The sequence below is a fragment of the Undibacterium sp. KW1 genome (assembly GCF_009937955.1).
GTDB lineage: Bacteria > Pseudomonadota > Gammaproteobacteria > Burkholderiales > Burkholderiaceae_D > Undibacterium.
The window spans coordinates 2,033,031-2,054,126 of sequence record NZ_AP018439.1; the positions used below are offsets into that span (position 1 = coordinate 2,033,031).

The 21,096-nt window shown below is 51.3% G+C and carries 22 protein-coding genes and 1 riboswitch; of the genes, 20 read left to right on the top strand and 2 right to left on the bottom strand.

Going from position 1 to position 21,096, the window contains the following annotated elements; genetic code table 11:
* The first annotated feature begins 42 nt into the window (after positions 1 to 42).
* From lepB to UNDKW_RS09020, 4 genes are all read left to right on the top strand, one after another.
* Positions 43 to 723, top strand: a complete 681-nt coding sequence (lepB, locus tag UNDKW_RS09005; protein WP_370529103.1) for a signal peptidase I — start codon at positions 43 to 45, stop codon at positions 721 to 723.
* Between the two features lie 146 nt (positions 724 to 869).
* Positions 870 to 1,337 (top strand): BON domain-containing protein, encoded by a 468-nt coding sequence (locus UNDKW_RS09010; protein WP_162058426.1) that lies wholly within the window; start codon positions 870 to 872, stop codon positions 1,335 to 1,337.
* Between the two features lie 168 nt (positions 1,338 to 1,505).
* Entirely contained in the window at positions 1,506 to 1,967 is a 462-nt protein-coding gene (locus UNDKW_RS09015; RefSeq protein WP_232063316.1) for a cache domain-containing protein, read from the top strand.
* A gap of 345 nt (positions 1,968 to 2,312) precedes the next feature.
* Positions 2,313 to 3,845 carry a DUF4214 domain-containing protein gene (locus UNDKW_RS09020; protein ID WP_162058427.1) on the top strand — a complete coding sequence of 511 codons (1,533 nt, stop codon included), beginning with the start codon at positions 2,313 to 2,315 and terminating at the stop codon, positions 3,843 to 3,845.
* Between the two features lie 71 nt (positions 3,846 to 3,916).
* Here UNDKW_RS09020 and UNDKW_RS09025 read toward each other — a convergent pair whose 3' ends face one another.
* Complete coding sequence (locus tag UNDKW_RS09025; protein ID WP_162058428.1) at positions 3,917 to 4,696, bottom strand: IclR family transcriptional regulator; 780 nt, start codon at positions 4,694 to 4,696, stop codon at positions 3,917 to 3,919.
* A gap of 252 nt (positions 4,697 to 4,948) precedes the next feature.
* On the opposite strand from UNDKW_RS09025, the gene UNDKW_RS09030 reads away from it, so the two are divergent.
* The 16 genes from UNDKW_RS09030 to UNDKW_RS09105 all read left to right on the top strand — a co-directional run bounded on the left by UNDKW_RS09030 (position 4,949) and on the right by UNDKW_RS09105 (position 20,650).
* On the top strand, positions 4,949 to 5,347 hold the full coding sequence (locus tag UNDKW_RS09030) for a diacylglycerol kinase (RefSeq protein ID WP_162040779.1): 399 nt from the start codon (positions 4,949 to 4,951) through the stop codon (positions 5,345 to 5,347).
* Positions 5,348 to 5,664: 317 nt separating this feature from the next.
* Positions 5,665 to 6,699, top strand: a complete 1,035-nt coding sequence (gene cobT, locus UNDKW_RS09035) for a nicotinate-nucleotide--dimethylbenzimidazole phosphoribosyltransferase (protein WP_162058429.1) — start codon at positions 5,665 to 5,667, stop codon at positions 6,697 to 6,699.
* A gap of 41 nt (positions 6,700 to 6,740) precedes the next feature.
* Entirely contained in the window at positions 6,741 to 7,508 is a 768-nt protein-coding gene (locus tag UNDKW_RS09040) for an adenosylcobinamide-GDP ribazoletransferase (RefSeq protein ID WP_162058430.1), read from the top strand.
* Position 7,509: 1 nt separating this feature from the next.
* Positions 7,510 to 8,058, top strand: coding sequence for a histidine phosphatase family protein (locus tag UNDKW_RS09045; RefSeq protein ID WP_162058431.1), 549 nt, complete (start codon positions 7,510 to 7,512; stop codon positions 8,056 to 8,058).
* Positions 8,059 to 8,113: 55 nt separating this feature from the next.
* A complete protein-coding gene (locus tag UNDKW_RS09050) occupies positions 8,114 to 8,458 on the top strand; it encodes a PilZ domain-containing protein (RefSeq protein ID WP_162058432.1) in 345 nt (114 codons plus the stop codon).
* A 105-nt stretch (positions 8,459 to 8,563) separates the two neighbouring features.
* Positions 8,564 to 8,802: riboswitch (cobalamin riboswitch) on the top strand.
* A 179-nt stretch (positions 8,803 to 8,981) separates the two neighbouring features.
* Complete coding sequence (locus UNDKW_RS09055) at positions 8,982 to 10,844, top strand: TonB-dependent receptor domain-containing protein (protein WP_162058433.1); 1,863 nt, start codon at positions 8,982 to 8,984, stop codon at positions 10,842 to 10,844.
* Positions 10,845 to 11,029: 185 nt separating this feature from the next.
* Positions 11,030 to 12,040 carry an iron ABC transporter permease gene (locus UNDKW_RS09060; RefSeq protein ID WP_162061850.1) on the top strand — a complete coding sequence of 337 codons (1,011 nt, stop codon included), beginning with the start codon at positions 11,030 to 11,032 and terminating at the stop codon, positions 12,038 to 12,040.
* The gene (locus UNDKW_RS09065) at positions 12,040 to 12,813 is read left to right on the top strand and encodes an ABC transporter ATP-binding protein (RefSeq protein ID WP_162058434.1); all 774 of its coding nucleotides are present in this window, start codon (positions 12,040 to 12,042) and stop codon (positions 12,811 to 12,813) included. The genes UNDKW_RS09060 and UNDKW_RS09065 overlap by 1 nt, the downstream gene beginning before the upstream one ends.
* Before the next feature lie 20 nt (positions 12,814 to 12,833).
* The gene (cobO, locus tag UNDKW_RS09070) at positions 12,834 to 13,472 is read left to right on the top strand and encodes a cob(I)yrinic acid a,c-diamide adenosyltransferase (protein ID WP_162058435.1); all 639 of its coding nucleotides are present in this window, start codon (positions 12,834 to 12,836) and stop codon (positions 13,470 to 13,472) included.
* The gene (locus UNDKW_RS09075) at positions 13,466 to 14,779 is read left to right on the top strand and encodes a cobyrinate a,c-diamide synthase (RefSeq protein WP_162058436.1); all 1,314 of its coding nucleotides are present in this window, start codon (positions 13,466 to 13,468) and stop codon (positions 14,777 to 14,779) included. The genes cobO and UNDKW_RS09075 overlap by 7 nt, the downstream gene beginning before the upstream one ends.
* The gene (gene cobU / locus UNDKW_RS09080; protein WP_162058437.1) at positions 14,776 to 15,354 is read left to right on the top strand and encodes a bifunctional adenosylcobinamide kinase/adenosylcobinamide-phosphate guanylyltransferase; all 579 of its coding nucleotides are present in this window, start codon (positions 14,776 to 14,778) and stop codon (positions 15,352 to 15,354) included. The genes UNDKW_RS09075 and cobU overlap by 4 nt, the downstream gene beginning before the upstream one ends.
* Positions 15,354 to 16,301 (top strand): adenosylcobinamide-phosphate synthase CbiB, encoded by a 948-nt coding sequence (cbiB, locus tag UNDKW_RS09085; RefSeq protein ID WP_162061851.1) that lies wholly within the window; start codon positions 15,354 to 15,356, stop codon positions 16,299 to 16,301. Before cobU ends, cbiB begins: the two co-directional genes overlap by 1 nt.
* Positions 16,294 to 17,307, top strand: coding sequence for a threonine-phosphate decarboxylase CobD (gene cobD / locus UNDKW_RS09090; protein WP_162058438.1), 1,014 nt, complete (start codon positions 16,294 to 16,296; stop codon positions 17,305 to 17,307). Before cbiB ends, cobD begins: the two co-directional genes overlap by 8 nt.
* A 163-nt stretch (positions 17,308 to 17,470) precedes the next feature.
* Positions 17,471 to 18,388 (top strand): cobalamin-binding protein, encoded by a 918-nt coding sequence (locus tag UNDKW_RS09095; protein ID WP_162058439.1) that lies wholly within the window; start codon positions 17,471 to 17,473, stop codon positions 18,386 to 18,388.
* Positions 18,385 to 19,194, top strand: coding sequence for a cobalamin-binding protein (locus UNDKW_RS09100; RefSeq protein ID WP_162058440.1), 810 nt, complete (start codon positions 18,385 to 18,387; stop codon positions 19,192 to 19,194). Before UNDKW_RS09095 ends, UNDKW_RS09100 begins: the two co-directional genes overlap by 4 nt.
* A 34-nt stretch (positions 19,195 to 19,228) precedes the next feature.
* Positions 19,229 to 20,650 (top strand): cobyric acid synthase, encoded by a 1,422-nt coding sequence (locus UNDKW_RS09105; protein WP_162061852.1) that lies wholly within the window; start codon positions 19,229 to 19,231, stop codon positions 20,648 to 20,650.
* Here the strand turns inward: UNDKW_RS09105 and UNDKW_RS09110 are convergent.
* Positions 20,647 to 21,054, bottom strand: coding sequence for a hypothetical protein (locus tag UNDKW_RS09110; RefSeq protein ID WP_162058441.1), 408 nt, complete (start codon positions 21,052 to 21,054; stop codon positions 20,647 to 20,649). The genes UNDKW_RS09105 and UNDKW_RS09110 overlap by 4 nt on opposite strands.
* Positions 21,055 to 21,096 lie beyond the last annotated feature (42 nt).

The window sequence follows — 21,096 nt, forward strand, 5'->3', positions numbered from 1 at the left end:
AGCTTGGTTCATTGAAAGATATTTTTGTTTTGGGAGATTGCTGTGAAGCTCAAGAAACTGTTGGCTGAAAATAAAGGTTTCATCGTACTCATGCTGGGCATGGTCTTTGTGCGTAGCGCCCTGGCTGATTACTATATCGTGCCTACCAGTTCCATGTATCCGACCCTGCTGGAAGGTGATCGCGTCATCTGCGACCGTCTGGCTTATGACGTCAAGTTGCCATTCACCGATGTCATCCTTGCGCATGTCGCTGATCCAGAGCGTGGTGACGTGGTGACCTTTACTTCGCCGGCAGATGGTGTGCGCCTGATCAAGCGCCTCGTTGCCGTGCCTGGTGATGTGGTCGAAATGCGCGAAGAAAAGCTGTTCATTAATGGTGTTGCTGCCAGCTATGAAGCGCTGGAGCCACGCAGTGACGACCATCTGACACCAAAGCGAGAATACAAAGGTCAGCAACTGGTTTACAAAGAACGCCTGGGCAGCCTGCAACATGACATGATCGTCATGCCGGAACGCGAAGCCTTGCGTTCTTTTGGCCCTGTCAAAGTCCCGGAAGGTGAATACATGATGCTGGGTGATAATCGTGATAATAGCCAGGATTCCCGCTACATAGGCCTGGTAAAGCGTGAGCTGATTACCGGACAAGTCAAGCGCCTGATGTATTCACTGAATGGGGATCAGTATTATTCGCCACGTTTTGATCGCTTTGGGGCGAAAATCTAGTAAAGCATTGTTTTAGTCAGAAAGCGAGAAAGCCAGTACCAGCCGGTGCTGGCTTTTTTATGAGTCAAGCATAATGATTGAAATATGGTTAATATGTAAATTCTTGTTTGCGCAGTTTGTAACGCATTCCGCTGATAGGGATTTACATGTCGCCAAAAGAATTTACCAGCCATCTGTTTTTTGCGTCGGTACTTGTTGCTGGTGCTGGCGCCGCGAATGCAGAAGAGCCGCGCAGCAATTTCTTCAACGACCCCTTCCTCAAAGTGACTCATGCCATCAGCGATTGTGCAGTGCCTGAAGGCCCTTTGCTGACTGCGGCACAGGCCAGGTCCGAGGCGCATTCCAGAATAGAGCGCGGCACAAGTTGTTATCACTCAGGGCAGTGTCGCCTGCCAAATTCCTACCTGTACGACCAGGAAATCATTCCCCGGGTAAAACGTGCCATAGAAGCAGATGGGCGTTTTGCCGAAACCAGCATCTGGATAGAAGGGCAGCGGCGTTTTGTCACTTTAAAGGGCTGTGTGCAAACCTCTGGTCAGGCAAAAGAGTTGGAAAAACTCGTGCGCCACCTGGATGATGTAGAGGGTGTTGTAAATTTGCTGAATTATAAATAGCTTTTTAGACTATGCTGGGATGGCTCTAATTGAAAAGGAAAGTAAATTTATTGCACTGCACAGTGCCTAATACTGGACTGTAAAGCGCAAGTCATGAATGATTGGGTCTGCAAAGCAATAATCACCATGCGCCGGCCAGGCAGGCCGGACCTAACGAGGAGGATAGCCATGAAATTAATGAGCAAACTGTTTTTGTTGGCAGTAATGGGTTTCTTTATCTCATCGTCAGCGATGGCAAGGGAAGAGCGCGGAACTACAGCGCAAGCACAGGCCATGGTGAAAAAAGGGATCGCCCACATCAAAAAAAATGGTAAGGAAAAAGCTTTTGCCGATTTTAATGACACCGCAAACAAAGACTTTCATGACCGCGACCTGTACTTGTTTGTGTATGACATGAATGGTCTGAACTTGTCTCATGGTGCCAATCCCAAGATGGTCGGTAAGAATTTGCTGGATTTGAAAGTGGAAGGCAAGCCCATCATCAAGGATATGATCACTGCTCTCAAAACCAAGAATGACGGCTGGATTGACTATCAATGGCCAAATCCCGTCACTAAGGCCCTGGAAACCAAGTCCAGTTACTTCGAAAAAGTTGATGATTATTTTGTTGGTGCGGGTGCCTATAAATAAGTCTGATGGATTGACTCGAACGCAAGGCCAGCGGTTCCGCTGGCCTTGTTTTTTTTACATTTCAAATATGCTACACTATTCGTGCTTGGCAGGTTGATGCAGCAGGGAGATAATCAAGTTAATTCCTCATGAAAAAAAGCGAAGTTTTACATCGAGAATTGATTTGTTTCGGTGCCACCAAAGCAATTTAAAGTTTAATTACTTTGCGCGCCCAAAAAGCAACGGCTTGGTTGTCGCTGCGGCGTAAAATTTGTCCCTTATATCCTTCGTCTACTTGAGTTTCCACGCTTCTGCTGCGCTCTATTTTTTGCCCGAATGTTTTCAATCTATTGAAAGGACAAGATCATGCAAGAAAAAACAGTTATTGCTAAGCCGTTTTCGGGCGACTACAGGATAGATGTACTTATTGATGATATTAATTACCGCTGGAATGCGGGCAAAGCGCTAGGAACCCCGGTAGAGATCAGCTATAGCTTTATCAAATCCCCTGCTTCCTATGCTTCCGATTCTGATAAAAACGGGTTCAAGGCTTTCACTGTGGAACAGATGGCAGCTGCCAGAGCCATCTTTGCTGAGATATCCCAAGTGTTGAATGTAACTTTCAAGGAAGTTGCAGAGGCTGATATCCAGTCTGGCATCAGGCTGGCGAATAATATCCAGGAGAAGAGCGCCGGATATGCCAAACTACCCGTGCCTGCATCGGATGGTTCAACCTTCAGTGTGGGCAGTGGTGATTTATTCATGTCGACAACTTACATGGATGCGAGTTATCAAAAAGGCAGTGATGCCTACAAGATACTGATTCATGAAATAGGGCATGCGATAGGACTTAACCACCCTGGTAACTATAATGCTGGTGAGCCGCCAAGTGCTGAGGCGGGCAATTATCTTGCGACATCCGAGGACAGTAGCTGGATTTCCATCATGTCCTACAATCCGATCGCGCAAAACCAGCAAGGCGAGTTTTTTGCGACTTACGATATGTTGGCCCTGAAGTATTTGTATGGAAGCAGACCATTTCATACTGGCAATGATACCTACGCCTATGGCGATGTTGATGGGCAGACGCTGAAGATCATCAATGATACTGGCGGGGTCGATACTATTGATGTATCGAAGGCAACATTGGCTGCAACCATCAATCTTACACCGGGTTCATTGAATTCTGTGGGGCGCATTGTTGCCGGGGATGCAGCGATCAATAATTTGTCTATCGCTTTCGATGCAACGATAGAAAATATCATTGGTACTGCTTTTAGCGACAAGTTTACTGGCAATGCTTCCAACAACCTCTTTGTTGGTGGTAGCGGTGACGACTTTCTTGATGGCGCCGCTGGACTTGATACTGCCCAGTACACTGGTTTGAGAAGCACCTATTCAATTGCGGGAAACAATACGGGTTTCAATGTGAGTAAACCAAATTCTCAAGGAGTGGATACACTTAACAGCGTTGAGCGACTCAAATTTGCAGATGTGTCGGTAGCGCTTGATATTGATGGTACTGCTGGTCAGGCTTACAGGATATATCAGGCTGCTTTTGGTCGCACCCCAGATCTGGCCGGTCTCGGATATTGGATCAAGGATATGGACAATGGTTCTAACTTGACAACGGTCGCAGCGGGATTTATGCAATCGAAAGAATTCCAGACGCTTTATGGTGCAAATCCCTCAGTTGATACTTTCTTGACGACTTTGTACAAAAATATCTTGGGTCGTATCCCAGATCAGGCGGGTTACGACTACTGGAAAAATGAGTTGAGTGCTAATAAAATCAGTTTTGCTGGGACTTTGGCCAGTTTTACTGAAGGTCAGGAGAATAAGTTGAAAGTTATTGGCTCCATTCAACATGGCTTTGATTACATCGAGTACCTTGGCTAGTTTGGAAAGATGATTTGCTTAGCCCATGACCGTATCATGGGCTAAGCCAGTGCTGGCAGAGGTATTCCCTTTTATCTCGTTTCCATGTAGCCCAGAGTGAAAGAAATCTGCCTCGCTGTTTCAGTCAGATTGCTTAGCCACTCTTCCTGCAGGCGGTCTGCAGGTGCAGAGATAGACAGGCCAGCAATCATTTTGCCGCTGTCATCGTGGATGCCTGCTGCCATGCAGCGCACGCCCAGTTCCAGTTCTTCATTATCCCTGGCATAGCCGTTTTCACGCACAGCAGACAATTCTTTTTCCAGTTTGGCGAGATCAGTAATCGAATTCTTATTGTGACCAGCCAGACCAGTCCGGGTTGCATAAGCGCGTATCGCCTTCGGTTCATCAAGGGACAGGAAGAGTTTGCCTGTTGAAGTCAGGTGCAGCGGGGCACGGCCACCAATAGCACGTACCACCTGCATGCCCGAGCGCTCAGAGAAAGCCCGGTCTATATAGACAATTTCATCGCCCTGGCGTACCGACAGGTTAATGGTCTGGTTGGTCTGGCGGTGCAGGGCACGCATGAATTCCAGCGCGGCCTCACGCACGTTCAGGCGGCTCTTGACGATATTGCCCAGTTCCAGCAAGCGCATGCCCAGGCGATAAGAACCAGTGTCTGCCCTATCTACAAAACGGGTAAGCACCATGTCATTGAGAATGCGGTGGGCAGTGGAGGGGTGCAAGCCTGTGACGATAGCCAGTTCCTTGAGGCTGACCGGGTCCTGGTAACGCGACAGGGCGTCCAGCAAGGACACCATGCGTTCTATGACCTGTATGGATGTTTTATCAGAAGCGGGCGTATCGTTTTTCATATTATGGTTGGTGCGCTGCAATATATAAGTTATACCACAATGTGAAATGAACGTCACGGCTTCGTCGCCAAAATACAATATATGCAGCGAGATGGTGTGCAGGGACACTGCCAGCATGCAAGAAATTGATTTGCAATAAGTAAATCTGCTTGTTACAGACTTATAGTCCTGTAAAATTCGCCACCTGAGTGAAGGTCGGCTGGCCTGGTCTTCATCTGCAATACTGTTCAAGTGTGGGTTTAAGGAATAAAAATGTCTGAAAAAGAACAAGCTGTCAGTGAATTCAAAAGCAAAAGTGGCCTGCGCCGTATATTTTCGGCCTTTCTGTACTCCATCGATGGTTTGCGCTCTGCCTGGAAAAACGAACATGCCTTCCGCCAGGAACTGGTGCTGGTGGTTAGCGGTTCTGTTATTGCCTTGTTTTTGCCAGTGTCAGCTTTTGAAAAACTGATGATGATAGCCGTGCTGGTCTTGATACTGGTGGTTGAGCTCATCAATTCAGCGATTGAAGCCGTGGTAGATCGCGTCTCGCTGGAACGCCATACTTTGTCCAAGAACGCCAAGGACTTTGGTAGTGCCGCTGTCTTGCTGACAGTGTTGATAGCGCTGGCAACCTGGGTAGTCATTTTGCTTGACCGCTTTTATTATTGATTATGACGAAACTGTCCATGCTATTACTGCTATTGATTGCGATCAGGGTAGTGCTGGATTTGTTTTATTTTTTGAATAAAAAACCTGTTGCATATTTGTATCTCGCGTATTTTTTCCTATATTTGATCGCCGCCGCATTCATGTTGTTGATTGATGGATTGGACATGTGGGTGATTTTGTCGCTGGCAATTTCTGCTTTTAGCTTGATGCAGTTTGTATGGATGCGAAATAAGAAAATCGATGGAATAGCTAGCCATTAATAAATGATCGTTGAGCCCGTTTATTGCAAAAATGCGTCATTACTTCGAATGCTGTATATGAATAAAAAAATATCTGCGACAAGCCATCCTGCACTGGAAGTACAGCTCGCCGCTGCCATCAACAACAAGACCAAGCCCTTGGGCAGTCTTGGCCGTCTTGAGCATCTGGCGGCGCAAATAGGTTTGATACAGCAAAGCACACAGCCGGAGTTGCGTGAGCCTGCCATCGTCGTCTTTGCTGGCGATCATGGCGTTGTGGCTGAGGGTATTTCTGCTTTTCCTCAGGACGTGACCTGGCAGATGGTAGAGAATTTCCTGGCCAATGGTGCGGCGATCAATGTCTTTGCAAGGCAGAATGGCATCGCTCTGCATGTGGTGGATGCCGGGGTCAATCATGAATTTGGCCCGCGTGAAAAACTGCTGAGCATGAAAGTCGCCAATGGCACGCGCAATTTTGCCAAAGAACCGGCAATGACTGCTCCTCAATGTCAGGCCGCCATGCAAAATGGTGTTGAACTAGTCGCCAGCTTGTCTGGCAATGTGCTGGGGTTTGGTGAGATGGGCATAGGCAACACCACGGCTGCAGCTGCACTCATGCACAAGCTGACGGGTGTTCCTGTTGCGGATTGCGTAGGTGCAGGCACAGGTTTGTCTGCAGAAGGCATACGCCATAAACAGGCTGTCATTGAAGCTGCGGTGGCCTTGCATGCAAATGTAGAAGAGCCTGCAGATGTGCTGGCTACCTTTGGTGGTTTTGAAATCGCGACCATGGTCGGTGCCATGCTGGCAGCGGCAGAGCGTCGCATGGTCTTGCTGATAGATGGTTTCATCGTGACCAGCGCCTTGCTGGTGGCAGCCAGGATGCAGCCGGCAATACTCGATTACTGTGTGTTCTCACATCAGTCTGACGAAAGTGGCCATGCTCGCATGTTGCAGGCATTGCAGGTCAAGCCTGTGCTGCAACTCGACCTGCGCCTCGGTGAAGGTACGGGGGCAGCGCTGGTTTATCCTATGCTGCAAGCTGCGGTCAATTTTCTGAGCCAGATGGCGACTTTTGCGTCTGCGCAGGTGAGCGAAAAGAGCGGCGACTAGATATTACCCATACTGCGATTACCCATACTGCAGGAGCTGGCTTGCGTCAACTACGTTTATTCTTCATCGCCCTGCAGTTCTTTACCCGCATCCCCATACCAGCCTGGGTAGGGTTTGAGCCTGACTGGTTGCGCCAGTCTTCACGCTATTTCCCGGCAACAGGCTGGATTGTGGGGGCAGTGTGTGCAAGTGTCTATGCAGCCACAGCGCAATTGTGGCCACATGCGGTGGCCGTGGTGCTATCTACTATTGCAGGCATCTTGCTGACAGGCGCTTTTCATGAAGATGGCTTTGCTGATGTCTGCGATGGCTTTGGCGGTGGCATGACGCCAGAGCGCGTCTTGGAAATCATGAAGGATTCACGCGTCGGAGCCTATGGTGCCATAGGTATTTTACTGATGCTGGCCCTGAAGCTGGCTTTACTCAACAGCTTGCCTGCCTCGGCAGTGGTACCTGCCTTGCTGCTCGCACACCCCCTCTCGCGGCTGGCTTCATGCAGCCTGATCTGGCTCATGCAATATGCGCGGCATGAAGGCAAGGCCAAGCCGCTGGCACAGGAGATGAGTAATGGCGAATTTTTCGTCGCCTGTCTGACGGTGCTTTTACCGGGCGCAGCGCTGCTGTACTTCTGTCCTTTTCCATTGTATTCGCTGCTGTTGGCCCTTTGCCTGGTGTTATTGCTGACCTGGCGTATGGCGCGTATGTTCCGGCGCAGGATAGGCGGCTTTACCGGTGATTGTCTGGGGGCTACCCAGCAAGTGGCAGAAGTGGCTATCTACCTGGGTTTGCTGGCTTTTCAGGTGGCCTGATATGCGCCTGCATATACTCCGGCACACCAAACCGCGAATAGCAGAAGGTCTGTGCTATGGGCAAACAGATGTTGATGTCTTTGATGCCGACTGTGTTTCACTGGCGCAGCAATTGTCCAGTCAATTGCAAACAGGCTTACCAGTATTTTCCAGCCCTTCGCAACGTTGTGCCAGGCTGGCCAGCTTGTTGCACCCAGAACCTGTATTTGATGAGCGTTTGCAAGAACTCAATTTCGGTGCATGGGAAATGCAAGCCTGGGACGTGATCCCAAGAACCGACATAGATGTCTGGGCTGCAGCTCCCGCCAGCTACAAGCCCGGCGGTGTTGAATCGGCCATAGACCTGGCGCAACGCGTAATAAACTGGCTAAATGATATGCGTGTACTGAATATACCTGAAGCCATTGTTGTTACCCACGCCGGTGTCATACGCATGTTGCTGGCCTGGCAGGCAGGTATGGGGGCCGAGGAACTGGCAGAGCTGGTCTGTGCACAAAACCGCAGTCTTGCCTTTGGTGAATATCAGGAAATACTGGTATTTCATACTTAATGCAGATAGTATTTACGCAAGACTGACAGGTATCCATGTTTCCCATGGTCATTGCATGATAGAACTCAGGAAATCCCCACGCATTACCGTGACATGGCGCGCAGGTGTCAAATTGCCTGACGGCAAACTGGTTCTCGCCAAGCTGGTCAATATATCGGCCGAGGGTGTGCTCTTGCATACGACCGAAAACCTGATACCGCAACGCAGTTACCCCATGTTGATCGAGATTCCCGGTATTTTTCAGGAATCCCAGATTTACAAGGTCAGTTGCAAAGGCACAATCAGGCATGCCATCCTCAGTGGCGAGGTCTATCACGTAGGCATACAACTCTCTGAAATGTCCGAATTGCATACTGAACTGGTGACCGCGTGGATATCCAAGACCGCCCATTTGAGTTGAATTCGGGCACGGCTTGGAGCAAATCTGCTTTGTTTTCAATAAGTTAATAAACTGAGTTGCGTCAGTTTTTAAACCTGCCAAACTTGCGGCTACCCCCATCTGTCTATAGAATGGCGGGGTTTTGGTGCTCGCGGGTATATTCATATCTGCGGTTAAACGGGAAACACTAAGCTCTTGCAAAAGTGTGCTGCCCCCGCAACGGTGTACAAGTTGCTGCGAATTCAGAAGACTTATGTCGCTCATACGCAGCCAGCCATTTTCCAATACCACTGTGCTAAGTGCATGGGAAGGTCAGATGGTGATACTTGTCAGCCCGGATACCGGCCAGAATAAGTGAAGCAATACGGACGGGGAAATTTCGTTAAACAGAAACGCATGCATTGCCGTTGATTGGCATGGTGTGAAATCCTGACAGCACAGGCTGCCTGCGTGGCCCTGTCGCTGACGACTAATTGTCCTTATTGCTTTGTTCAAAGTAGCCTGCGGGGACGTCGGTTACTTGCTCTATTTTTTCTGAAATATCATGACATCTGTATTCAAACCGCTTGCCATTAGTCTGGCCATTGCTGCTGCATTCCCATCCACCTTCGCTTTTGCACAAACTGCTGCTCTAGGCGCTGCTTCCAGCGTGGTGATTACCGCTGGTCGCCAGACCCAGGCCGCCAAGGATGTGTTGGCTGACAACGTCGTTATCACGGCGGAAGACATTGCCAAATCCGGCGCTGCTTCTGTTGTTGATCTCTTGCAACAGCAACGTGGCATAGAAATCGCCCGCAATGGTGGCCCTGGCACGACAGCTTCCGTCTTCATGCGCGGTGGTAACAATGCGCAAAACGTGGTGTTGATTGATGGCGTACGCATCGGTTCCTCCACTACCGGCGGTGCTACCTGGTCTTCCATTCCATTGTCACAGATAGACCGTATTGAAGTCGTGTATGGCCCACTGTCAAGCCTGTATGGTGCTGATGCCATGGGTGGTGTTATTCAGATATTCACCAAAAAAGGTACTGGTGTTCTCTCTCCTACCGTGTCGGCTGGTTTGGGTAGCTATGGCACGCGTAAATTGCAGGCGGGTATCTTTGGTTCTGTGGCCAATAATCTCAGTCTCAGCTTGAATGCTGGCCACGAAGAGAGCGAGGGGTTTTCTGCGACCAAGCCAACAGCGGATTTTGGCTATAACCCTGACAAAGACGGCTACAAACTGGATAGTTTTAATGGCCGTATGGTATGGGAGATCAGCAAGGGTTATGAACTCGGCGCGAGTATTTTGCACAGCCGTAATAATGCACAATATGATTCCGGCTTAAATCGTGAAGACCGTTCAATTTCGACATTGGAAACTATTGCCGTATTTGGTCGTGGCAAGTTTACTGATAATTGGACAGCTTCTCTGCAAGTAGCCAAAGCTACTGACAAAGGGGCAACAGAATCTGTTACCAGCACAAAGTATAGCTACAGCCAGATTAGCACGGTGCAGGATAGTCTGAGCATCCAAAATGACATTCGCATCGGTAAAGACACATTGCAAGTTATTGCAGAAACACGGGAAGAAAACGTCGATACACCTACTTTGGCTCTGAATGGCAAGCGGACGACTAACTCTTTTGCTGCATCTTATGTGTTCAAGCAAGACGCTCATCTGGCCAGTGCCAGCATACGTAATGACCGTAGCTCGCAATACGGCTCCAATACGACTGGCAGCATAGCTTACGGCTATCGTTTCACTGATGCTCTGCGCGTCAATGCCAGTTATGGCACCAGCTTCAGAGCGCCTACTTTCAATGAATTGTATTACCCTAATTATGGTGTTGCCACCAACAAACCGGAAAAAGCAAAGAATGCAGAAATCGGTGCGTATTTTGAGCAAGGTGATACTCAGTTAAGTGCGGTGTACTATCAAAACAAGGCAACTGATCTGTTGATTTCTGCTGGTTCTGCAGATTGTCCAGCAGGTTATACTTTTGGTTGCGCGCGCAACGTCAATAAAGCGACATTGTCTGGTTTGAGTATAGGTGGTAGTACACGCTTTGCTGACTTGACATTGCGTGGTTCCATTGACTTCCAGAATCCTAAAGATGACACAACAGGCAAACGCCTGGCACGCCGCTCCAAACAGCATGGTACTTTTGCCGCAGAATATGCTTTGCCTAGCGCAAAAATTGGTGTGGAAATAATCTTCTCTGGAGAGCGTTTTGATGATGCTGCTAACAGCAGAACTCTTGCTTCCTATCAGTTGCTGAACCTGTATGCTCGCTATGAAATCGCAAAAAATACAACGGTGCTGGCACGCTGGAATAATGCCCTGAACAAGGACTATGAACTGGCAAGAGGCTATGCAACAGCCGGTTCCAATGTATTTGTTGGCGTGAGCTACGGCTTTAAATAAGTCTGGCATTGATGTGATGCGATGTGGCGGATATGGCTGCATCGCCCATCACATCAGCAAGCTGATAAGCTGATGTGCAGGTCTGGTTTTTAAAAGATGCTGCACATCAAAACCTGTTTTACCTTTGGACCAGACTAATGATAGCGTCTTTTTTTTCTGCACGACAGCGCAAGCAATCCCCCAGGATGGCGGTCGCTCAACGTGCCGGGCTGGTTCTCCCTATTCTATTCGCCGCCGCTGTAGGCAGCATATTGATTGCCTGCGTCTGCGGTTCAGTGTCCCTGAGCTTTGCTGAATTATGGCAAGCCTTGCTGGAATTGCTGCGTGGTCCACCAACAACCCTGCCTGGCAGCCTGCTTGATTTGCGCCTGGGACGTGCGCTGACTGGTTTTGTGACCGGTGCCACACTGGCACTGGCTGGCGTCATGATGCAGGCGCTATTACGCAATCCGCTGGCTGATCCTTATGTGCTCGGTATATCCGGTGGCGCATCTGTCGGCGCGCTGGCGACCATCTTGTTTTTCGGTGCATTCTGGCTGGTCGATGTGGCGGCCTTTGCCGGTGCAATTACTGTGGCGCTGTTATTGTTCGGCCTGGCTTACCGCGACTTGCGTGGTGCGGGTAGTACCGATGGCAGTGCACCTATCCTGTTGCTGACCGGCGTCATCGTCGCTACCGGTTGCGGTGCCATCATCACTCTCATGCTGTCGATCGCGCCAGACAGTCGTTTGCGCGGCATGGTGTTCTGGATGATAGGTGATCTGTCGAATACCCAGTCACGTTATCTGCCCTGGTTGATACTTGGTGCCATATTAATGTTCGTCATGCGCAATGCGCGTTCCATCAATGTCGCAGCCATGTATGCCGACAATGCAAGCACCCTGGGTGTCAATATTGGTCGTTTGCGGCAACTGCTGTTTTTATGCTCTGCATTGCTGACGGCGAGTGCGGTCAGCAATGCAGGCAGCATAGGTTTTGTTGGTCTCATCATGCCGCATATCTGCCGCTTTGCCTGGGGGCCGGATCACCGTTTGCTGGCACCTGCTGCGACCCTGGCTGGCGGCTGTTTCCTGGTGTTGGCAGATACAGTGGCTCGTACCGTGGTCGCGCCACAGCAGTTGCCAGTGGGCGTCATTACTGCCCTGGTAGGCGTGCCGATGTTCCTGCTGCAATTGCATCAGTTGCGGAGGCGCTGATGGATATCCGCAACCTGAATTTATCGGTAGGCAAGCGCGTACTGGTGCGTGAACTCAACTGGCAAATACAGCCAGGTGAATGCTGGTGCATCATAGGCCGCAATGGTGCTGGCAAAAGCACCTTGCTGCGTACACTGGCTGGTTTGCGTCCCATAGAAAGCGGGCAGATTTGCCTGCGTGACAAACCGCTGCCAGACTGGTCATTGACAGCGCTTGCGCGTGCGCGTTCTTTCTTGCCGCAGGGCAGGGTGGATGCCTTTGGTTATTCTGCACTGGATACGGTACTTAGCGCCCGTCATCCTTACCAGAATGCGCATTACTGGGAAAACAATGACGACATGGATCTTGCCATGGCTTCCTTGCGTGAAATGGATGTCGCCGATATGGCAGACCGCGATGTGCGCAGCCTGTCTGGCGGTGAAAGACAGCGCGTCGCGATTGCCGCCTTGCTGGCCCAGGATGCCAAATGGATGTTGCTGGATGAACCGGCGAGTGCGCTTGATCTTGGACACCAGGTCAGCGTCATGCAATTGTTTGCCCGCTTGTGCAGTAAAGCAGATGCACAGCAAAACAAGGCCGTCGTCATGGTCAGCCATGACCTCAATATGGCTTATCGCATTGCCACCCATGCTCTGTTGCTGATGGGCGATGGCAACTGGCAAGCCGGGCCTGCAGATGACATATTCAGTGCATCCCAACTCAGTCTCTGTCTGGGACACCCAATAGAACGCTTCACCCATGGCGGGCAAACCATCTTCCTGCCGCAAAACTAAACACACGAGAAACTACCACCATGACAAGTGCATTGCCTCCCAAGCCAGATACCGAAACCGATAACATCAACACCCGTCATGAACGCCGCATGCAGCGCAAGAAAGCGATGATGGATGAAAAGATAGAAAAAGCCCAGCGCAAGACCGGTGTCTTGCTGGTACATACCGGCAATGGTAAGGGTAAAAGTTCCAGCGCCTTTGGCATGGTCATGCGTGCTATGGGGCATGGCATGAAGGTAGGCGTGGTGCAGTTCATCAAGGGCGCAATGTCGACAGGAGAAGAAATTTTCTTGCGCCGTTTTCCTGATGAAGTCGAATTCCATGCCATGGGCGAAGGTTATACCTGGGTCACCCAGAACCGCGAACGTGATATGGAAAAAGCCGCAGTTGCGTGGGAACAGGCAAAACGCTTTCTTAATGACCCAAGCATAGGCCTGGTCGTACTGGACGAACTCAATATCGCCCTCAAATATCATTACCTGGATTTGCAGATGGTCATTGATGATCTCGATGGCAGGCCGGAAATGCAGCACGTGGCCGTCACCGGTCGTGGTGCATTGCCAGAGATTATTGCGATTGCCGATACCGTCACAGAAATGAACGTCATCAAACATGCCTTCAAAGAAGGCATCGTGGCACAGGCGGGCGTGGAATGGTAAGGCCCAGTGCCAAGGTCGTACTGATATCGGCCATCGCATCTGGTCAGGGTAAAACCACGACTACCGCAGCACTGGCCCGCAAACTCGTCAAACTCGGCAAGACAGTACGCGTATTTAAAACCGGGCCGGATTTTATCGACCCCATGATGCTGGAACGTGCTTGCGGCTCTCCCGTACATTCACTGGATTTGTGGATGGTAGGGCAGGCAGGTTCTGAAGGTATGCTGGCACGCGCTGCGCTGGATGCCGATGTCATTCTCATCGAAGGCGTCATGGGTCTGTATGACGGCAACCCCTCAACGGCTGATCTGGCGCGCGCCTTTGGCGTACCTGTCGTGGCCGTGCTTGATGCCTCTGCCATGGCGCAGACTGTAGGTGCGCTTGCCATGGGATTGCGTGATTTTGGGCCTGTTCATCTGGCTGGTGTCATTGCCAACCGCATCGCCTCTGAAGGTCATGCCAACATGGTAGCGGCTGCCATGCGCGATATACCCTTGCTCGGCAGTCTGCGTAGACAGGAAGAAGCGTTGCCCGAGCGCCATCTGGGGCTGGTCTTGCCACAGGAAGTAGACCGCATTGAAGCCATACTTGATGCCATGGCCGACAGCCTGGAACTGGATATGCAAGCCTGGAATGCCTTGCCGGATACCAGTGTTGAATTGCGTGAACATGCATCTCAGCATGTATCTCAGTCAGCCGCCAACCTGGCAGGCAAGACCATCGCCATTGCGCGCGACGCTGCATTTGCTTTTATCTATCCAGCCAATACTGAATGCCTGATAGGGCTGGGTGCCGAGCTGGTTTTCTTTTCACCTTTGGCTGATGAAGCAGTCCCACCGCAAGCAGATGCCCTGTATCTGCCAGGCGGCTATCCTGAATTGCATGCAGAGACACTGACGCAGGCCAGCAACTGGCTGGTTTCGCTGCGTGCTGCTCATGCCAAGGGCATGCCTATATTGGCAGAGTGTGGCGGCATGATGGCGATTACCGAGGGTCTGGTGGATCAACAGGAACATAGCTGGCCCATGGCGGGTATCTTGCCAGGTAAAGTCATCATGCAAAAACGGCTGGCAGCGCTGGGTGCACAAGCCCTGGCTACACCGCAGGGTGAATTGCGCGGGCATACCTTTCATTATTCGCGTTTTGAAACCACGTTGGCTGCCACCAGCCATACCATCAAGCATGCTACCCAGCAGCAAGGCGAGGCTATTTACAAGTTGGGCAATGTGCGCGCTTCTTATTTTCATGCCTACTTTGCTTCCAATCCAGCGGCAACGGCAGCATTCTTCTTAAGAGATGCAGTATGAAAACCACACACCGTACCAGCCTGATTTTTGGTGGTGCACGTTCGGGCAAGAGTGCGTTTGCTGAACAACTGGCAAGCAGACTCAGTGACGGTAATCAACAGGTGCTTTACCTGGCAACTGCCAAGGCAGGCGATACGGAAATGCAGGAGCGTATTGCCCACCACCGCGAACGCCGCCCGGCAGACTGGGGCACGCTGGAACAAAGCCTGGAGCTGGGTTCTACCATCATGGCGCGCAGCCGGGCAGACAACATCATCCTCGTCGATTGCCTGACAGTCTGGTTGTCGAATCTGCTGTTTTCAGAATCAACAAATTTTCCCGAGATAGGTCACATCACGCCACCTCCACAGTTTGCCGTGCAACGTCAGGCTTTGCTGGATGCACTGGTGCAGGCACCGGGGCAAATTATCCTGGTATCGAATGAAGTCGGCATGGGCATCGTCCCGATGGGGGCAGTGTCGCGCTGGTTTGTCGATGAAGCGGGGCGACTGAACCAGTCTGTCGCTGCCATTGCAGACAATGTAGTCTTGGTCGCTGCCGGTTTGCCACTGTACTTGAAAGGCCAGCCATGTTGATGCTGGATGGCGTGGTCATGGTGCTATGCCTGTTGCTGGGTATTTTGCTGGACTTGGCGCTGGGCGAAGTGCGCAAATGTCATCCTCTGGTGGGTTTTGGCAATCTGGTAAATTCCATAGAACGCCGCTTGAATACACCAACAGCCAGCCGCTGGACCGGTGCTTTGGCATGGTGTCTGGCGGTTTTGCCACTGCTTGCATTAAGTGTACTGGTACTGCTGTTGGTTCAATATTTCAACTATTGGCTGGCGGCTATATTGCACATCGTAATGCTTTATTTTTGTCTGGGTTTGCGCAGCCTGCATGAACATAATGCCGCCATCGCCACTGCCTTGCAGGCGGCTGATTTGACCGAAGCGAGAAAACGCACTTCTTATATCGTCAGTCGCGATACTGACGATGCAGATGAAGCTTACCTGGCCAAGGCCAGTGTCGAATCCGTGCTCGAAAATGGCTGCGATGCTGTCTTTGCCACCTTGTTCTGGTTCATCTTGCTGGGTGGCCCCGGTGCAGTTTTGTACCGCCTCGTAAATACTCTCGATGCCATGTGGGGTTATCGCTCCACGCGCTTCCTGCGTTTTGGTTGTGTTGCGGCACGCATTGATGATGTCATGAACTTGCTACCCGCGCGTCTGACTGCATGCACCTATGCCACATTGGGCAAAACCCGTCTGGCATGGCAATGCTGGCAGCGTCAGGCACTCGGATGGCCCAGCCCTAATGCGGGGCCAGTAATGGCCGCCGGTGCCGGTGCGCTTGGCCTGGCGCTGGGTGGTGCTGCCAGTTATGACGGCGTGGCAGAAGTTCGTCCACCGCTGGGTGAAGGTGATACAGCAAAGGCGATTGATATTTTGCGTGCTCTGCGTCTGGTAGAAACTGGCGCCGCCTTGTGGTGTGGCATAGCCTTGCTGGCCGCTTTATTTTTGAGTGGAGTTATCCATGCTTGAACACGGTGGCAACCTGCGCGATGCCGTGCGCCATTTTGGCCGGCCTCTGGAAGACTGGCTGGACTTATCGACAGGTATCAATCCGCACTTTTATCCTGCACCACAACTCGCAGCAAATGCCTGGCATCGCTTGCCTGAATATTCCGATGCACTGGTAAAAGCGGCACAGGCTTATTATCGCGCACCACAGATGCTGGCAGTGGCGGGATCACAAGCGGTGATACAGGCCCTGCCACGCTTGCGTCCGGCAGCGCGGGTCGTCGTGTCTGCCCCGAGCTATGCTGAACATGCTTACCAATGGCGGCAAGCTGGTCACGCGGTGACAGAGTGCAGATATGCAGAACTGGATGCAGCCGTCGAGCAGGCGGATGTCGTGGTGCTGTGTAATCCCAATAATCCTACGGGTGAATTTATCCCGGCAGCTCAGCTTTTGCGCTGGGCTGCACAACTGGCAGGGCGTGGTGGCTGGCTAGTGGTTGATGAAGCTTTTGCTGATACCGTACCTGATATCAGCGTTGCTACTCATGCAGACCAGCCTGGCCTGATCGTCTTGCGTTCGGTAGGCAAGTTCTTTGGCCTGGCAGGTATACGCCTGGGTTTTGTGGCTGCTGAAAAAAATCTGTTACAGCAATTAGCAAATTATCTTGGCCCCTGGAGTGTCAGCGGACCTGCCCAGCAAATCGCCATCGCTGCTTTGAATGACCGGCAATGGCAAATGCAGACAGCGCGACGCTTGCAGCAGGATGGTGAGCGACTGCGTCAGCTCTTGAAAACGCATGACATCCGTTCATCAGGTACTGATTTGTTCCAGTGGTGCAGTCATCAAGACTTAAATAATAAATCGGAACAGTTGTGGCAGTTCATGGCAGAACGCGGCATCTGGTTGCGCTGGTTTGCGCAAGGGCCACACAGGCCGCATGGTTTGCGTTTTGGCTTGCCTGGCAGTGAAGCGGGGTGGTTGCGGTTGGAGCTTGGTCTGGATGAATGGTGTGAGTTAAATCTTTAAAGCCACTCACCACAGAGACAGCTAGGGAGGAAAGATTTCTCTTAGGAAATCTTCGTTTCGCAGGCGAATGGCATGCCATTCGAATTCCCTGCTACACCACAGAGTAAGCACAGAGAAAATTCAGAGATGTATTTCGGTTTTATATTTTGAATATGGGAAGTTTATGTCCAGGTTATTAAACGTAATGATGGCGGTTGGATTTGTTGTATTAACTGCACATTCGCACGCAGCTATTACGGTGACTGACGACATGGGTAATCAGGTAACCCTGGCCAAGCCTGCGCAGCGGATTATCAGTTTATCGCCGCATGTGACGGAAATGATTTATGTCGCAGGTGCGGGTGAAAGGATCATTGGTACAGTCAAGTACAGTGATTATCCGGCGGCGGCAAAAAATATCCCGCGTGTTGGGGACAATCGCCAACTGGATATTGAACGCATACTGGCGATGAAACCGGATTTGCTCATCGTATGGATGCATGGGGCATACGAGCGCCAACTGGAAATGTTGCACAATTCCGGCATTCCTTATTTTTTCAGTGAGCCCCACAAGCTTGATAATGTGGCAGAAACTTTGCTCAAGTTTGGCAGTTTGTTTGGCACAGAAAAACAGGCGCAGATAGCGGCGGCAGAATTCAGGCAGCAAGTGCAGCAACTGAACAGCCAGTACCAGAATAAAAGCAAGGTCAAGGTTTTCTATCAGGTCTGGGGGAAGCCACTCTATACCCTGAATGATAGTCACATCGTCAGCGACGCTATTCGTACCTGCGGAGGCGAAAATATTTTTGGTAAGCTAGCCACTACCGCGCCCGTGGTAGGTACAGAAGCAGTCTTGCAGGAAAATCCTGAGGTCATCATCACCGGCGACAGCAAAACCCAGGCCGTGAGTGGTGTCGAGCAATGGAAGACTTTCCCTAGCTTGCTGGCGACAAAAAATAGCAATCTGATCGGCATTGAGGGTGATCTCGTCAATCGATCTGGTCCACGTATTATCGAAGGAGCCAAGTTGATATGCCAGGCATTGGAGCAAGCCAGGCAAAAGCGCGATAAAGCCGTAGCACAACCACAAGGGACGAAATGAATTCAGCCAGCATGTATCAACGCATTGCCTGTCTTTCTACAGAAGCGGTAGAAGTCTTGTACGCCCTGGGAGCAGAAGATTTTGTGGCTGGCATCTCTGGCTATACCACCAGACCGGCCCGCGCCCGCGATGAAAAACCCAAGGTCAGTGGTTTTTCTTCTGCGCAGATAGACCGCATACTGGCTGTGAAGCCTGATCTTGTGATTGCCTATTCAAATATGCAATCTGAGATTTCGCGTGATCTGATCAGTGCCGGCATAGAAGTGCATGCCTTCAACCAGCGCGACGTTGGCGGTATTTTGCATATGATCAGGGTATTGGCGAACCTGGTTGGCAAGCAGGAGCAAGGGTCTGCGCTGATCGCAGAACTGGAATTGCAAATTGCAACTGTCAAACAGCAAAGCGCAGGCTGGACACGCCGACCAAAAATCTATTTTGAAGAATGGAATGATCCACTGATGTCCTGCATAGGCTGGGTGTCAGAACTCATCCATATCGCTGGTGGTGAAGATGCTTTTGCTGACCTGGCGCAGCATCATAGTGCCCGAGAGCGCATTATTGCCGACCCTGCAGAAATCATACGGCGTGCACCAGATATCATCATCGGCTCCTGGTGTGGCAAGAAGTTCCGGCCTGACAGCGTGATTGCCCGTGAAGGCTGGGATAATATCCCTGCTGTAAGAAATGGCAGGGTGCTGGAAATTAAATCGGCAGATATACTTTCGCCCGGCCCATCAGCGGTACAGCATGGACTGGTGCAATTGCATATACTGATTGCTGAATGGCAGTCTGCACAGGCCGTTTGAACAAGAAATTTATCCTATGAAAATATCCACGCTGATGGTGCAAGGTACGACTTCTGACGCTGGCAAAAGCACGGTGGTTGCTGCCCTGTGCCGCCTGTTGTACCGCCAGGGTGTGCACGTTGTTCCAATGAAGCCGCAAAACATGGCGCTCAACAGTGCTGTGACCATTGACGGCGGCGAGATAGGCCGCGCCCAGGCCTTGCAGGCCATGGCTGCGGGTTTACCTGCGCATACTGATATGAACCCGGTCTTGCTGAAACCTTCTTCCGACACTGGTGCGCAAGTCATCATCCACGGCAAGGTCAGGGCAGACATGGATGCGCGTGATTACCACCAATACAAGACCATTGCCATGGGGGCGGTGCTGGAATCCTATGAACGCCTGCAACAGCAATATGAGGTGATTATCGTTGAAGGTGCGGGTAGCCCGGCAGAAGTGAACTTGCGTGACCGCGATATCGCCAACATGGGTTTTGCTGAAGCCGTCGATTGCCCCGTCATCCTGGTGGCTGATATAGACCGTGGCGGTGTGTTTGCCCATTTCGTCGGCACCCTGGATTGCCTGTCTGCATCAGAACAAAAGCGCATCATTGGCTTTGTCATCAACCGCTTTCGCGGCGATATCCGTTTACTGGAACCTGGTCTTGAATGGCTGGAGCAAAAAACCGGCAAACCTGTATTGGCAGTCCTGCCTTACCTGCATGGCCTGCAACTCGATGCTGAAGACGCGATACAGTCCAGCCAGGGCAATGCGGGCAAGTTCCGCATCATTGTGCCTGCCATACCACGTATATCCAACCATACGGACTTCGATGCACTGCGCGCACACCCTGATGTCGATCTGCAATTCATAGGCCCGGACAGGACGATACCGCCTGCCGATCTGATCATCCTGCCGGGCAGTAAAAACACCCGAGCCGACCTGGCATTCCTGCAGGCGCAGGGCTGGCAGCCTGTGCTGGAAAAGCATTTGCGCTATGGCGGTAAAGTCATAGGCATTTGTGGCGGCTATCAAATGCTGGGCCAAGTCATCAGCGACCCGCACGGCGTAGAAGGGCAGGCTGGTGATTCTGATGGACTGGGTCTATTAGACATTACCACAGAGCTGACGCAGGAAAAACGTCTGCAGCAAGTGACAGGGGTTTGCGCATTCAACGCCAGCACTGCTCAGGTCAGCGGCTACGAAATCCATATGGGTATCACCTATGCCAGCAATGACACGCAGCCTGTCTTCACCATCAACGGCGAAGACGAAGGCGCGCGCTCACCAGACGACCTGATACTCGGCACCTACCTGCACGGCCTGTTCGACCACCCAGAAGCTTGTGCTGCCTTGTTGGCCTGGGCGGGACTGGAAAGCGAGCACAGGGGCGATCTGGCTGCATTGCGTGAACTCAGCCTGAACAGGGTGGCAGATGCTTGCACACCTTTGCTGGATGCTTTGCAAAAACTCTAATCAATTACTGCCTGTTTTTTGACAGGTAGTAATTGCGCAATCCCAAAAGCAATTTCAAACACGGTGAAGGCCAATATGATCTGGCTGGCTCCATGAGCAACCGCATATAACTGCCACATGCTGAACAGTATACGCCCGGCAGCGTCATAGCGGCCATATTCCATACGTGCGTTGCGCAGGCGCAAGATAGCCCAGATCGTGACGATAGATCCCAGCAGATTTGCCATCAGCACATGGGCTGCAGCGAAAGCGGGGAATTCGCCTGCAATGCCCAGGCTGCTATTGAGTTGCGTCAGGCTTTGGTGGATCAGTGTGAAACTCCAGGGTGTGGCAAAACCTATGGTGACAATCAGGTCATACCAGGCGCTGGCGCGCACGATGCGCAGGTAATTTTTCAGTTGCATAAGTCTCTCCGGAATTAGGAGAGACTATGTTGAACCCTGGTG